This window comes from Leclercia sp. M50, from assembly GCF_037150775.1.
GTDB lineage: Bacteria > Pseudomonadota > Gammaproteobacteria > Enterobacterales > Enterobacteriaceae > Enterobacter.
Genome location: NZ_JBBCPK010000002.1, coordinates 74423 through 88618, shown reverse-complemented (window position 1 = coordinate 88618; position 14196 = coordinate 74423). Strand labels below are relative to the sequence as shown.

The following is a 14196-nucleotide window of genomic DNA, read 5'->3' as shown; positions in this document are numbered from 1 at the left end:
CTTGATGGATTTCTTAACTATGCGTGTTCCTCGTATTTATCACCCTGAACCGATCGCCGCTGGCAGTGAAATCGCCCTCTCGGAAGAGGCCGCCAACCATGTTGGCCGCGTGCTGCGCATGGGTGCAGGCCAGGCGATTCAACTGTTTGATGGATCAAATCAGGTTTTTGACGCCGAAATCATCCGCGCCGATAAAAAAAGCGTGCAGGTCAGCGTCCTGCATAGCGACATCGACGATCGTGAATCACCGCTGCATATCCATTTAGGCCAGGTGATGTCGCGCGGCGAAAAAATGGAATTCACCATCCAGAAATCGATCGAACTGGGTGTAAGCCTCATTACGCCACTTTTTTCTGAGCGCTGCGGGGTTAAACTGGATGCTGAACGTCTGAATAAGAAGCTCCAGCAGTGGCAAAAAATCGCCATTGCCGCCTGTGAGCAGTGTGGCCGCAACCGCGTCCCGGAGATCCGTCCGGCCATGGATCTTGAAGCCTGGTGCGCGGAAGAGGAGCAGGGTCTGAAGCTCAACCTTCATCCCCGCGCCAGCGCCAGCATCAACACCCTGCCGCTGCCGGTTGAGCGCGTGCGTTTGTTGATCGGTCCGGAAGGCGGCCTGTCGGCGGATGAGATCGCCATGACCGCACGCTACCAGTTTACTGATATTCTGTTGGGACCCCGCGTTCTGCGTACTGAGACCACCGCGCTAACCGCCATCACTGCCCTGCAGGTGCGTTTTGGTGATTTAGGTTGAAGCATTAACGGAGAAGACAATGATCAAGCTCGGCATCGTGATGGACCCCATCGCAAGCATCAATATCAAGAAAGATTCCAGCTTCGCTATGCTGCTGGAAGCGCAACGTCGCGGCTATCAGCTCCACTATATGGAGATGAGCGACCTCTACCTGATTAACGGCGAGGCGCGTGCACGCACCCGCATCGTCAACGTCGAGCAGAATTACGATAAATGGTACGAGTTTGGTTCCGAGCAGGATCTGCCGCTTGCCGAACTTGACGTGATCCTGATGCGTAAAGACCCGCCGTTCGACACGGAGTACATCTACTGCACCTATATCCTGGAGCGTGCAGAAGAGAAAGGCACCCTGATCGTCAACAAGCCGCAGAGTCTGCGCGACTGTAACGAGAAGCTCTACACCGCCTGGTTCTCCGACCTGACGCCAGAGACGCTGGTAACGCGCAATAAAGCGCAGCTGAAAGCCTTCTGGCAGAAACATGGCGATATCATCCTGAAACCGCTGGACGGCATGGGCGGCGCCTCAATCTTCCGCGTTAAAGAGGGTGACCCAAACCTGGGGGTGATTGCCGAAACGCTGACCGAGCACGGTACCCGCTACTGCATGGCGCAGAACTATATTCCGGCGATTGTCGACGGCGACAAGCGCGTACTGGTGGTGGACGGCGAGCCGGTGCCTTACTGCCTGGCGCGTATTCCGCAGGGTGGCGAAACCCGTGGTAACCTGGCGGCCGGTGGCCGTGGCGAGCCGCGTCCGCTGACCGAAAGCGACTGGGAAATTGCCCGCCGCGTGGGCCCGCTGTTAAAAGCCAAAGGGCTGATCTTCGTTGGCCTCGACATCATTGGCGATCGCCTGACAGAAGTGAACGTGACCAGCCCGACCTGTATTCGTGAAATCGAAGCTGAGTTCCCGGTGTCTATCACCGGCATGCTGATGGATGCGATCGAAAAACGGCTGAAGCAGTAACAGTCCCAATATTTATACACACAACCCTTCATGCTGCATCAAGGCGCAGCCGTTGCCCCGGCAGCGTGAAGGGTGAAGTGTATAGTGACAGTGTCGGGTTTTGTCCGCATACTGGATGCTGTCGCTTTTTAAACCAGGAAACTGAACCTCTGACAATGAATTTACAGCATCACTTTCTTATTGCCATGCCTGCTCTCCAGGATCCGATTTTCCGCCGTTCCGTCGTGTATATCTGCGAGTACAGCGAAGAGGGTGCGATGGGGATTATCATCAATAAACCGCTGGAAAATCTGACTGTTGAAGGCATTCTGGAAAAATTGAAAATTTCCCAGGACGAACGTGTTCCTGAAATTCGTCTCGACAAACCGGTGATGCTGGGTGGCCCGCTGGCAGAAGATCGCGGCTTTATTTTGCATACGCCGCCCGGTTTCTCCTCCAGCATCCGCATCTCTGACAATACCGTTGTGACCACCTCCCGTGACGTGCTGGAGACGCTGGGCACCACCAGCCAGCCGGCGGATGTGCTTGTGGCGCTCGGTTACGCCTCATGGGAAAAAGGCCAGCTTGAGCAGGAGATCCTGGATAATGCCTGGCTCACTGCCCCGGCAGATCTGAACATTCTGTTTAAAACCCCCATCGCCGATCGCTGGCGGGATGCGGCAAAACTGATTGGCATTGATATCCAGACCATGCCTGGCGTCGCGGGGCATGCCTGATGAGCGGCACGCTTCTCGCCTTTGATTTCGGCACCAAAAGTATCGGCGTGGCGATCGGCCAGCGCATCACCGGCACCGCCCGCCCGCTGACGGCGCTGAAAGCGCAAAATGGCACCCCGGACTGGAACCTGATCGAACGACTGCTGAAAGAGTGGCAGCCGGACGAGGTCATCGTCGGTTTACCGTTGAATATGGATGGCACAGAACAGCCACTAACTGCCCGGGCGCGCAATTTTGCCAATAAAATTCATGGCCGTTTTGGCGTGGCGATTAAGCTGCATGACGAACGGTTAAGCACGGTTGAAGCCCGCGCCGGTCTGTTCGAGCATGGCGGTTTTCGCGCGCTAAACAAAGGCAGCGTCGATTCCGCTTCTGCGGTGATTATTCTCGAAAGTTTCTTCGAGCAGGGTTACTGATCCCCTTCCCTTTGCCCGGCAATCCGGGCAATTCATTCCCGGTCCGCCAGCAGCGTAGCGTTGAGCGCGGTCAGCTCATCAAGACGGGAGCGGACGCTCTCATCGTCAATATTCCACATGCCGGCAAAGGCCAGCGCGGCATGGTGCGCCCCTACGGGCACCGCCATCGACACTTCACCGTCGTCATGATGCCAGATCACACGTCCCTGCTCGCGCTGCTGGGCCACATGCGGGGCGAGGTTTTGCCACTGCTCTGGCGTAAAGCGTGGGATTAGCGCGTCATCCGGTTCGCTCGCCAGTAGCGACATGCCAATCACCGATTGCCAGGCAGGGAGCATATGGAATCCGGCCAGCGCCTGGCTGGCCTGGCTGCCGGGAACGGCGTGCCAGATATAGATGACCTGATCCTCCCACAACACGCCCAGGGCCACCACGATATCGCGTGGCGCATGGCGCTCCAGCCGGGGCAAGGCGCGGGAGAAAAGCTCCGAGCCACGGATGGACTGCGCCGCCAGGGCATGAATGCCGGGACCAGGCAGGTAGCGACGATGCTCGTCCTGCATGGTCAGGCCAATAGAGGCCATGGTCATCAGCAAACGGTTCACCCGAGTGGTGTTGATCCCCATCAGTCGTGCGAGTTCACGGCAACCGATAGCACGGTCGCTGGAAACCAGATATTGCAGACAGCGAATGCCGTCGATAAGACTTTGGTTCGGTTGTGATGACATAGCCGCTTTCAATCAGTGCAATCAGAACTCGATTTTAGCGCCCGTACCGCAGGAAACAAGGCCATGAGAGGCATTCTCTGCTGGCACAGGCTCATGACAATCGCCCCTGCGCCCTGCGCTCAGCCAGGCTCTGCTCGAAGTTTTGCATGCCAGCCTGCTGCCCGGTCTGGATCACGCCGGGCAGTTGCCAGGTTTTTCCTTCGCGGATTAAATTGGCTGCCGCAGGGGTATTAACCAGTAATTCGAACAGCGCGACGCGCCCCTGCTGATTATCCCTTTCGAGTTTTTGCGCCAGCACGGCGCGCAGGCTGCCTGCCAGCTGTTTCCGTACCGGCTCTTTTTCCTGCGCGGGGAAGGCATCCACCAGCCTCTCCACTGCCTGGGCGGCGCCCCGGGTATGGAGCGTCGCCAGCACCAGATGCCCGGTCTCTGCGGCGGTAAGCGCAAGGCGTATCGTCTCGCTGTCACGCAGTTCGCCCAGCAGGATCACATCAGGATCTTCACGTAATGCAGCCCGCAGCGCGTCGGCAAAGGAGAGGCAATGCAGGCCAATCTCCCGCTGCTGAACCAAGCAACGCTTGCTTTGATGGATAAATTCCACCGGATCTTCGAGCGTCAGGATATGCCCGTCGCTATGGTGATTGAGAAAATCGACCATTGCCGCAAGGGTGGTGGATTTACCGCTGCCTGTCGCCCCGGTCACCAGTATCAGACCGTTATCGTGCGCCAGCAGTTCGGGTATCGCCCGCGGCGCTCCCAGGGTGCGCAACTGCGGGCACGCGTCTGGAAGCAGGCGGAGCACCAGAGAACACCCCTGCATATGCGCAAAGGCGCTGGCCCGCAGCCGCTGCCTGCTCGCAAGCGTAACGGCAAAATCCACCTGCCCCTGGGCACACCATGCACCCTGCTGCTCGTCGCTAAGCCAGCTTTTCAGCAGCATCGCGACCTCCGGCCCCGGAAAGGGAGCAAATTCCATTTTCCCTCGCCGCCGCCAGCGAGGTGGTGCGTTACTGCACAGGTGTAGATCCGACACATTATGCTTTACACTAAGGGCCACAATTTCTTCCATATCCATTTAATGATCCCCGGAAAATGAACGACATTGCGCATAACCTGGCACAGGTCAGGGACAAAATCTCAGCCGCGGCAACAGGTTGCGGCCGTGCTTCAGAAGAAGTTACGTTGCTTGCAGTCAGTAAAACCAAGCCTGCGAGCGCCATCGCAGAAGCTATTGATGCAGGCCAGCGCATGTTCGGTGAAAACTACGTGCAGGAAGGGGTGGAAAAAATCCGCCATTTCCGGGAAAAGGGCACCGCGGATCTGCAGTGGCACTTTATCGGACCACTACAGTCGAACAAAAGCCGGCTGGTGGCGGAGCATTTCGACTGGTGTCATACCGTCGATCGTCTGCGCATCGCCACCCGTCTGAGCGAGCAGCGCCCGGCAGAGATGCCGCCGCTTAACGTGCTGATCCAAATCAACATTAGCGATGAGAACAGTAAATCCGGCATTGCGCTGGATGCCCTGGATCTGCTGGCGGAACAGGTTGCCGCTCTGCCCGGCCTTCGCCTGCGCGGGTTAATGGCGATCCCGGCCCCTGAAACAGATTACGACAGGCAGTTTGCCGTAGCCCGGCAAATGGCTGTAGCATTTGAGGCGCTTAAAACGCGCTACCCAACGGTCGACACGCTTTCACTGGGCATGACGGACGATATGGCCGCCGCGATTGCGGCTGGCAGCACCATGGTGCGCATCGGGACAGCAATTTTCGGCGCGCGCGATTACACCCAATAATAAGGAAACCTGAGGAACGCCATGAAGACGTTGACCTTCCTGCTCTCAACGGTCATTGAACTGTATACGATGGTGCTTTTGTTACGCGTCTGGATGCAGTGGGCCCGTTGTGATTTTTACAACCCCTTCTCACAGTTTGTCGTGAAAGTGACCCAACCGATTGTCGGACCGCTGCGCCGGGTGATCCCGCCAATGGGCCCGATTGACAGCGCCTCCCTGCTGGTTGCGCTGATCCTGTGCGTGGTGAAAGCGATCGTGCTGTTTATGGTCATCACCTTCCAGCCGATCATCTGGATCGCGGCGGTGTTGATCCTGATAAAAACGATCGGCCTGCTGATTTTCTGGGTTCTGCTGCTGATGGCGATCATGAGCTGGGTAAGCCAGGGCCGTAGCCCGGTGGAGTATGTCCTGATTCAGCTTGCCGACCCGCTGCTGCGCCCGATTCGTAATCTGCTGCCGGCCATGGGCGGGATCGACTTCTCTCCAATGATCCTCGTACTGCTGCTGTACGTGATCAACATGGGTATCGCTGAACTGCTGCAGTCCACAGGCAATATGCTACTGCCGGGGCTGTGGATGGCGTTATGAGTGCTGTCAGCACCTGCGCCGATGGGCTGGTTTTACGGCTATACATTCAGCCGAAAGCCAGTCGCGATACGATTATCGGGCTGCATGGCGACGAAGTAAAAGTCGCCATCACCGCCCCTCCTGTGGACGGCCAGGCCAATGCCCATCTGGTGAAGTATCTGGCGAAGCAGTTTCGCGTTGCGAAAAGCCAGGTGCTGATCGAGAAAGGTGAACTGGGCCGTCACAAGCAGGTCAAAATTCTTCATCCGCAACAAATCCCGACGGAAGTCGCGGCACTGATACAACAGGATTAACAGATGCAAAAAGTTGTTCTCGCTACCGGTAACGCCGGTAAAGTGCGCGAGCTGGCCTCGCTGTTAAATGATTTTGGTCTGGATGTGGTTGCCCAGACCGAACTGGGGGTGGACTCTGCAGAAGAGACCGGCCTGACCTTTATTGAAAATGCCATTCTGAAGGCGCGCCATGCTGCACAGGTCACCGGCTTACCGGCCATTGCCGATGACTCTGGCCTGGCGGTAGATGCCCTTGGCGGCGCGCCAGGAATTTACTCCGCCCGCTATTCTGGCGTCGATGCCAGCGATCAGCAGAATCTCGAAAAGCTGCTGGAAACGCTCAAGGATGTGCCGGATGAGCAGCGCAAGGCGCAGTTCCACTGCGTGCTGGTCTATATGCGCCACGCTGAAGACCCAACGCCGCTGGTCTGCCACGGCAGCTGGCCGGGCGTGATCGCCCGCGAGGCGGCAGGCAATGGCGGCTTTGGCTACGATCCGATCTTCTTTGTCCCGAGCGAGGGCAAAACCGCTGCGGAACTGACCCGCGAAGAAAAAAGCGCGATTTCCCATCGTGGACGCGCCCTGAAACTGTTACTGGAAGCATTACGTAATGGCTAATTTGCCACCATTGAGTCTTTATATTCACATCCCGTGGTGCGTGCAGAAATGCCCGTACTGCGATTTCAACTCGCATGCGCTAAAAGGCGAAGTGCCCCATGACGATTACGTTCAGCATCTGCTTGCCGATCTGGACGCCGACGTACCTTACGCGCAGGGACGTGAAGTAAAGACCATTTTTATCGGTGGCGGTACGCCGAGCCTGCTCTCAGGGCCGGCGATGCAAACGCTGCTGGATGGCGTGCGAGCGCGCCTTAATCTGGCAGCGGATGCAGAGATTACCATGGAGGCCAACCCAGGTACCGTTGAGGCCGACCGTTTTGTGGAGTATCAGCGCGCCGGGGTGAACCGTATCTCTATTGGCGTGCAGAGCTTTAGCGCGCCGAAGTTAACGCGTCTGGGGCGCATTCATGGCCCGGATGAGGCGAAACGTGCCGCTCACCTGGCGACCGGGCTGGGATTGCGCAGCTTTAACCTCGACCTGATGCACGGCCTGCCGGATCAGTCCCTGGAGGAAGCGCTGGACGATCTGCGTCAGGCCATTGAGCTGAACCCGCCGCACCTCTCCTGGTATCAGCTGACCATTGAGCCAAACACGCTGTTTGGTTCACGCCCGCCGGTACTGCCTGATGATGACGCGCTGTGGGATATTTTCGAGCAGGGCCACAAGCTTTTAACCGCCGCCGGGTATCAGCAGTACGAAACCTCGGCCTACGCGAAGCCTGGCTACCAGTGTCAGCACAACCTGAATTACTGGCGTTTTGGCGACTACCTGGGCATTGGCTGTGGCGCCCACGGCAAAGTGACCTTCCCGGACGGACGGATTCTGCGCACGGCTAAAACGCGCCATCCGCGTGGCTATATGGAAGGACGCTATCTTGAGCGCAGCCATGATGTTGAAGCCGACGATAAGCCGTTTGAGTTCTTTATGAACCGCTTCCGCCTGCTGGAACCCGCACCGCGCAAGGAGTTTACGTTGTATACCGGGTTGCCGGAGTCGGTCATTCGTCCGCAGATTGACGAAGCGCTGGCGCAGGGGTATCTGATCGAATGCGCTGATTACTGGCAGATAACCGAGCATGGCAAACTGTTCTTAAACTCCCTTCTTGAGCTATTCCTCGCCGAAGCGTCCTGAAGCAGGCTTCAGGGTTTTGCCTCCCCCTCTGCTGGTTAAGGGAAAAGCGGGCAGAGTGCGGGGAGGGAACTTACTGGTTCTTATGCGAAACAGCTTCGCCGTGAGCGGACCATAGAGACGTCTCCCCTCGCCCCAACCCTCATCCTGAAAGGGAGAGGGTTAAGGTGAGGGGCCCAGAACGCACTAAACTACTTCAACGTCCCCACCAGCGCCTTTCGGCTCTCTTCCAGCGAGACAACACGCTTACACACATCTTTGCCAAAGCTCTGGAAATCCGCTTCCTGGTTTTTCCACTCGTTCTGAATGGCGGTTTGCAGGCCGCCCAGGCTACCCAGTACACCCTGCAGCGGGTTGCCGCCGCCTTTCAGTACCGCTTTGGCGCCCATTTCGTTAATGCTGTCCTGCAGAATGCCGCCCATCGCCTGGTTCACCAGCTGCTGACCGTCGGCACGCACCTGATCGATCGCTTTATAGTGGAACGTCAGGCCATCGGTGCGATGCTCAATAATGCGGTTCATCTGCTCTTTTAACTGCGCGTCCAGTTTGGTGAGCCGCGAGCGCATGTTGCTGCTCTCACCTACCTCTTTCGCGATGATCTTATCCAGCGCGACACGGCCTTTTTCCACGCGGGTCTGTGCGCCTTCGTCGATCCACGGCAGCGCGCTGCGCAGATCGGCCTGGTAATCTTTTGCCTGTTCACGTTGGGCTGCGCTCAGCGTGTACTGCTTGCCGTTAAACATGACGTTGCCATCCGGAGTGATCACCAGATTGCCGTTCTCACCTTTTACCTGCACGGTTTGGGGACTCAGGATCACATCGTCACGCGGCGTGACTTCACATTTGTACTCTGCGTGAGCGGTGAGTGCCGTGGTCATTAAGGCCGCGGCGAGCAGCGTTTTGCGCATCATATATTCTCCCTCATACAAAATGGGCCAGCAATTGCTGGCCCCTGATGCTCTATTAGTCCCACCAAATGTCGAAAAGTTCGCTGATGCGCACCTCTTCGAATTTGTGGTCTTCCAGCCACTTACGCACCATGGCCTGATCTTCTTCGCTACACTTGCCGATCTCTTGTTTGCAGATCAAACCTTCCCACGCCAGGTAGCCGCTGCCGTCAAACGCCAGCTTGTTCGGCTCGATGACTTCATTGATGAAAGCGTCGACATCTTCATCAATTTTTTCTACGCTGGTGCCTTCCGGGAAACGCCATGCAACCGAAAAACCCACCTCCTGGAACTCCTCGATGTGCATTTTCTTACGCAGACGACGGCTACGGTTCTTTGCCATTATTTTACCCTCTCGAACATTAAGTCCCATACGCCGTGACCAAGACGATGGCCACGCTGTTCAAATTTGGTTACCGGACGCGATTCAGGACGCGGTACATAGTCATTGCTCGCAGACTGGTTTTTATACCCGTCCAGCGCCGACATCACCTCCAGCATATGTTCCGCATACTGTTCCCAGTCGGTTGCCATATGGAAAACACCACCCAGCTTCAGTTTGCTTCTGAGAAGCTCAGCAAACGGCGCCTGAACGATACGGCGTTTATTATGACGTGCTTTGTGCCACGGGTCAGGGAAAAAGAGCTGAACCATGCTCAGAGAATTGTCAGGGATCATCTTGTGCAGCACTTCTACCGCGTCGTGACACATCACGCGCAGGTTCTCGACGCCCTCTTCGTGGGCGGTCGCCAGACACGCACCGACGCCCGGGGAGTGCACTTCAATGCCGAGGAAGTTCTGCTCCGGGCGTGCTTTTGCCATGGTCACCAGCGAAGCGCCCATGCCAAAACCGATCTCAAGTGTAATTGGCGCGTCGCGGCCAAACAGCGCCACAAAGTCGAGCGGCTGTTCGGTGAACTCAACGCCCATCACCGGCCAGTAGTTATCCAGCGCGTGCTGCTGCCCTTTGGTCAGGCGCCCCTGACGGCGGACAAAGCTGCGAATACGGCGCAGCGGGCGACCGTTTTCATCAAATTCCGGTGATATGACGTCGTTTTTCATAAAAGAGTAGTCTGCTTGTGAGAATGTTCGGGAAACGGGCATTATCCAAAGTTAATGACCGGATGCAAGCATGGGAAAGATCCGGTTTACAGCCGCATGCCTCTGTGCTGCAATCTGCCTCCCTGATACCGCAAAGCGAAGACCATGCAAGCCTCTCAATTTTCAGCCCAGGTGCTGGACTGGTATGACAAATACGGGCGTAAAACCCTGCCCTGGCAAATTGAAAAAACACCGTACAAAGTATGGCTCTCAGAGGTGATGTTGCAACAAACGCAGGTCGCGACGGTTATCCCTTACTTTGAGCGCTTTATGGCGCGTTTTCCAACGGTGACCGATCTGGCTAACGCCCCGCTGGATGAAGTGCTGCATCTGTGGACCGGGCTCGGCTATTACGCCCGCGCCCGCAACCTGCATAAAGCCGCCCAGCAGGTGGTTTCGCTGCACGGTGGCACCTTCCCGGAAACCTTCGATGAAGTGGCCGCCCTGCCGGGCGTGGGGCGCTCCACCGCCGGGGCCATCCTTTCTCTCTCGCTGGGCAAACATTTCCCGATTCTCGACGGCAACGTTAAACGCGTGCTGGCGCGCTGCTACGCCGTCGGTGGCTGGCCGGGCAAGAAAGAGGTGGAGAAACGCCTCTGGGAGATCAGTGAAGCGGTCACTCCCGCTCAGGGTGTTGAACGCTTTAACCAGGCGATGATGGATTTAGGGGCAATGGTCTGCACCCGCTCGAAACCGAAATGCGAACTGTGCCCGCTGAATAATCTCTGCGTGGCCTATGCTAACCAGTCGTGGGCGCACTATCCCGGTAAAAAGCCGAAGCAGACCTTACCAGAGCGTACCGGCTATTTTCTGCTGATGCAGCACGAGGAGACCGTCTGGCTCGCCCAGCGTCCGCCAAGCGGTTTATGGGGCGGTCTCTTCTGCTTCCCGCAGTTTGAGGATGAAGAGCATCTTCGCGACTGGCTGGCGCAACGCGGCATCCCTGCCGATACTCTTGTGCAGCTCACCGCGTTTCGCCATACCTTCAGCCACTTCCATCTGGATATTGTTCCAATGTGGCTTCCCGTGTCCTCATTCACGGCGTGCATGGATGAAGGCACCGCTCTCTGGTATAACTTAGCGCAACCGCCGTCAGTGGGGCTCGCGGCTCCCGTAGAGCGCCTGTTACAGCAATTACGTGTCGGAGCAACGGTTTAGCTCCGGGCGACAAAGAGGAATCAGTATGGCCAGAACAATTTTTTGCACCTTCCTGCAGCGTGAAGCAGAAGGCCAGGACTTCCAGCTCTATCCGGGCGATCTGGGTAAGCGCATCTATAACGAAATTTCGAAAGAGGCGTGGGCGCAGTGGCAACACAAGCAAACCATGCTGATTAACGAGCGCAAGCTCAACATGATGAACGTTGAACACCGCAAACAGCTTGAAGAGGAGATGGTCAATTTCCTGTTTGAAGGCAAAGACGTTCACATCGAAGGCTATACGCCACCAGAAAAATAATATCGTGCCGCCTTGCCTGGTCTACGGTTTGTAGGCCGGGTAAGCGTAGCGCCCCCGGCGAAAAGAGCCCCAGAACCAACACAACACGCACTCCTGGAATGATGAAAAAATTTTTAGCGCTTGCTCTTGTTGCACCGTTACTTGTTTCGTGTTCCTCCAGTAAGAAAGGCGATAGCTATAACGAAGCCTGGGTAAAGGACACCAACGGTTTTGACATTCTGATGGGGCAATTCGCCCATAACATCGAAAATATCTGGGGATTTAACGAGGTTCTGATCGCAGGACCAAAGGACTACGTTAAGTATACCGACGCTTACCAGACCCGCAGCCACATCAACTTTGACGAAGGTACTATTACCGTCGAGACCATCGCCGGAACCGATCCTGCGGCGCGTTTGCGCGAGGCGATCGTGAAAACCTTGCTGATGGGTGACGATCCGGGCTCTATCGACCTCTACTCCGATGCTGACGACATCACCATCTCCAAAGAGCCGTTCCTCTATGGCCAGGTGGTGGATCAAACCGGCCAGTCCATTCGCTGGGAAGGCCGTGCTAATAATTTTGCTAACTACCTGTTGCAGACGCGCCTGAAAAGCCGCAGCAATGGCCTGCGCGTTATCTACAGCGTGACCATTAACCTGGTGCCAAACCACCTCGATAAACGTGCACATAAATATGTCGGGATGGTACGCCAGGCGTCGCGTAAATATGGTGTCGATGAGTCGCTGATCCTGGCGATTATGCAGACCGAATCCTCGTTCAACCCCTACGCGGTGAGCCGTTCCGACGCGCTGGGCCTGATGCAGGTTGTGCAGCACAGCGCCGGGAAAGATGTGTTCCGCTCGCAGGGAAGATCGGGTATGCCAAGCCGCAGTTACCTGTTTGATCCTGCCAGCAATATCGACACCGGTACCGCCTACCTGGCGATGCTGAACAACGTCTACCTGAGCGGCATCGATAACCCGACCTCTCGCCGCTACGCGGTGATCACCGCCTACAATGGCGGCGCAGGCAGCGTGCTGCGCGTCTTCTCCAGCGATAAAATCCAGGCGGCAAACATTATCAACAGTATGTCACCGGGGGATGTATACCAGACCCTCACCAGCCGTCACCCTTCCGCCGAGTCCCGCCGCTACCTCTACAAGGTCAATACGGCTCAGAAGAGCTATCGTAGAAAGTAGTGTAAATTTTTTACCCTCTCCTGCGTGGGGAGGGTAAAGAGTCCATCGATCCCCGCCCGCCTTACCCATAGGAAATTGTTATTTGCATCACAATCCAAACTGCAAATTAATGTTGATTGCATTTTTTTGCGGGAGGTAACAAAACATCACGCCATTCGCTGATAGAATTGCATCAAATCCAAAACCCAAATGTTTCTACACCAACATACAGCCCGCTCTCTTTGTGAGGAAAGTAACATGAACCTTAAGCTGCAGCTTAAAATCTTGTCGTTTCTGCAGTTCTGTCTGTGGGGGAGCTGGCTAACCACGCTCGGCTCCTACATGTTTGTCACCCTGAAATTCGATGGTGCTTCCATCGGCGCGGTCTATAGCTCGCTGGGCATTGCCGCGGTATTTATGCCGACCCTGCTCGGGATCGTGGCGGACAAATGGATCAGCGCGAAATGGCTTTACGCCTTCTGCCACCTGGTGGGGGCGGCCACGCTGTTTATGGCCGCGGGCGTAACCACGCCGGGGGCAATGTTTGTGGTGATCCTGCTTAACTCGCTGGCCTATATGCCAACGCTTGGGCTTGTGAACACCATCTCCTACTATCGCCTGAAAACGGCAGGTCTGGACATCGTGACCGACTTCCCGCCGATCCGTATCTGGGGCACCATCGGCTTTATCATGGCGATGTGGGCGGTGAGCTTCTCCGGCTTTGAGCTGAGCCATATGCAGCTCTATATCGGCGCGGCGCTCTCCATCGTGCTGGTGCTGTTCACCCTGACCCTGCCCCACATTCCGGTCTCTAACCAGCAGACAAACCAGAGCTGGAGCTCCATGCTTGGCCTGGACGCGTTCGCGCTGTTTAAAAACAAACGCATGGCGATCTTCTTCATCTTCTCCATGCTGCTGGGCGCGGAGCTGCAGATCACTAACATGTTCGGCAACACCTTCCTGCACAGCTTCGATAACGACCCGATGTTCTCCGGGAGCTTTATCGTTGAACATGCCTCGGTGATGATGTCCATTTCGCAGATCTCCGAAACGCTGTTCATTCTGACCATCCCGTTCTTCCTGAGCCGCTACGGCATCAAGAACGTCATGATGATCAGTATCTTCGCGTGGATGCTGCGCTTTGGTCTGTTCGCCTACGGCGACCCGTCAGCCTTCGGTACCGTGCTGCTGGTGCTGTCGATGATTGTCTACGGCTGCGCCTTCGACTTCTTCAACATCTCCGGTTCCGTCTTTGTGGAGAAAGAGGTACGTCCGGAAATTCGCGCCAGCGCCCAGGGCATGTTCCTGATGATGACCAACGGCTTCGGCTGTATTCTCGGCGGCGTGGTGAGCGGTAAGGTTGTGGAGATGTATACCACCAACGGTATTACCGACTGGCAGCCGGTATGGCTGATCTTTGCAGGCTACTCGCTGGTACTGGCCTTCGCGTTCATGGTGCTGTTCAAGTACAAACATGTTCGTACCCCAACAGGTGTGCAGACCGTCGCACATTAATCTGTGAAATCCCCCTCCCTGCGGAGGGGGATTTT

Annotated in this window: 18 protein-coding genes; 13 read left to right on the top strand and 5 right to left on the bottom strand. The window is 56.4% G+C overall.

What is annotated here, in order from left to right:
* Positions 1–19: 19 nt before the first annotated feature.
* The 4 genes from rsmE to ruvX all read left to right on the top strand — a co-directional run bounded on the left by rsmE (position 20) and on the right by ruvX (position 2850).
* Positions 20–751 (top strand): 16S rRNA (uracil(1498)-N(3))-methyltransferase, encoded by a 732-nt coding sequence (rsmE, locus tag WFM46_RS00890; RefSeq protein WP_156655212.1) that lies wholly within the window; start codon positions 20–22, stop codon positions 749–751.
* Between the two features lie 19 nt (positions 752–770).
* Positions 771–1718 carry a glutathione synthase gene (gene gshB / locus WFM46_RS00885; protein ID WP_114316823.1) on the top strand — a complete coding sequence of 316 codons (948 nt, stop codon included), beginning with the start codon at positions 771–773 and terminating at the stop codon, positions 1716–1718.
* Between the two features lie 155 nt (positions 1719–1873).
* Positions 1874–2434: a YqgE/AlgH family protein gene (locus WFM46_RS00880; protein ID WP_103176923.1), complete on the top strand. Its 561-nt coding sequence runs from the start codon at positions 1874–1876 to the stop codon at positions 2432–2434.
* Positions 2434–2850, top strand: coding sequence for a Holliday junction resolvase RuvX (ruvX, locus tag WFM46_RS00875; protein ID WP_180209603.1), 417 nt, complete (start codon positions 2434–2436; stop codon positions 2848–2850). The genes WFM46_RS00880 and ruvX overlap by 1 nt, the downstream gene beginning before the upstream one ends.
* A 32-nt stretch (positions 2851–2882) precedes the next feature.
* Here ruvX and WFM46_RS00870 read toward each other — a convergent pair whose 3' ends face one another.
* Both WFM46_RS00870 and WFM46_RS00865 read right to left on the bottom strand, forming a co-directional pair.
* On the bottom strand, positions 2883–3578 hold the full coding sequence (locus WFM46_RS00870) for a transcriptional regulator (protein ID WP_103176925.1): 696 nt from the start codon (positions 3576–3578) through the stop codon (positions 2883–2885).
* Positions 3579–3669: 91 nt separating this feature from the next.
* The gene (locus tag WFM46_RS00865) at positions 3670–4653 is read right to left on the bottom strand and encodes a type IV pilus twitching motility protein PilT (protein WP_103176926.1); all 984 of its coding nucleotides are present in this window, start codon (positions 4651–4653) and stop codon (positions 3670–3672) included.
* 17 nt (positions 4654–4670) lie between these two features.
* Between WFM46_RS00865 and WFM46_RS00860 the strand changes: the two genes are divergently transcribed.
* From WFM46_RS00860 to hemW, 5 genes are read left to right on the top strand one after another with little or no spacing between them, the layout of a single operon-like run.
* Positions 4671–5372, top strand: a complete 702-nt coding sequence (locus tag WFM46_RS00860) for a YggS family pyridoxal phosphate-dependent enzyme (protein ID WP_180209604.1) — start codon at positions 4671–4673, stop codon at positions 5370–5372.
* A 21-nt stretch (positions 5373–5393) separates the two neighbouring features.
* Positions 5394–5960 (top strand): YggT family protein, encoded by a 567-nt coding sequence (locus tag WFM46_RS00855; protein WP_103176928.1) that lies wholly within the window; start codon positions 5394–5396, stop codon positions 5958–5960.
* Positions 5957–6253, top strand: a complete 297-nt coding sequence (gene yggU / locus WFM46_RS00850; protein WP_180209605.1) for a DUF167 family protein YggU — start codon at positions 5957–5959, stop codon at positions 6251–6253. The genes WFM46_RS00855 and yggU overlap by 4 nt, the downstream gene beginning before the upstream one ends.
* Before the next feature lie 3 nt (positions 6254–6256).
* The gene (locus WFM46_RS00845; protein WP_103176930.1) at positions 6257–6850 is read left to right on the top strand and encodes an XTP/dITP diphosphatase; all 594 of its coding nucleotides are present in this window, start codon (positions 6257–6259) and stop codon (positions 6848–6850) included.
* On the top strand, positions 6843–7985 hold the full coding sequence (gene hemW, locus WFM46_RS00840; protein WP_103176931.1) for a radical SAM family heme chaperone HemW: 1143 nt from the start codon (positions 6843–6845) through the stop codon (positions 7983–7985). The genes WFM46_RS00845 and hemW overlap by 8 nt, the downstream gene beginning before the upstream one ends.
* Before the next feature lie 188 nt (positions 7986–8173).
* On the opposite strand, the gene WFM46_RS00835 is transcribed toward hemW, so the two are convergent.
* From WFM46_RS00835 to trmB, 3 genes are read right to left on the bottom strand one after another with little or no spacing between them, the layout of a single operon-like run.
* On the bottom strand, positions 8174–8893 hold the full coding sequence (locus WFM46_RS00835; protein WP_103176932.1) for a DUF2884 domain-containing protein: 720 nt from the start codon (positions 8891–8893) through the stop codon (positions 8174–8176).
* A 52-nt stretch (positions 8894–8945) separates the two neighbouring features.
* Positions 8946–9272, bottom strand: a complete 327-nt coding sequence (locus WFM46_RS00830) for a YggL family protein (protein ID WP_180209608.1) — start codon at positions 9270–9272, stop codon at positions 8946–8948.
* Positions 9272–9991 carry a tRNA (guanosine(46)-N7)-methyltransferase TrmB gene (trmB, locus tag WFM46_RS00825; protein ID WP_103176934.1) on the bottom strand — a complete coding sequence of 240 codons (720 nt, stop codon included), beginning with the start codon at positions 9989–9991 and terminating at the stop codon, positions 9272–9274. Before trmB ends, WFM46_RS00830 begins: the two co-directional genes overlap by 1 nt.
* Before the next feature lie 144 nt (positions 9992–10135).
* On the opposite strand from trmB, the gene mutY reads away from it, so the two are divergent.
* From mutY to WFM46_RS00805, 4 genes are all read left to right on the top strand, one after another.
* Complete coding sequence (gene mutY / locus WFM46_RS00820) at positions 10136–11188, top strand: A/G-specific adenine glycosylase (protein ID WP_103176935.1); 1053 nt, start codon at positions 10136–10138, stop codon at positions 11186–11188.
* Between the two features lie 25 nt (positions 11189–11213).
* Positions 11214–11486 (top strand): oxidative damage protection protein, encoded by a 273-nt coding sequence (locus WFM46_RS00815; RefSeq protein WP_103176936.1) that lies wholly within the window; start codon positions 11214–11216, stop codon positions 11484–11486.
* Between the two features lie 101 nt (positions 11487–11587).
* Entirely contained in the window at positions 11588–12667 is a 1080-nt protein-coding gene (gene mltC / locus WFM46_RS00810) for a membrane-bound lytic murein transglycosylase MltC (RefSeq protein ID WP_103176937.1), read from the top strand.
* A 237-nt stretch (positions 12668–12904) separates the two neighbouring features.
* Positions 12905–14161: a nucleoside permease gene (locus WFM46_RS00805; RefSeq protein ID WP_103176938.1), complete on the top strand. Its 1257-nt coding sequence runs from the start codon at positions 12905–12907 to the stop codon at positions 14159–14161.
* Positions 14162–14196: the final 35 nt, after the last annotated feature.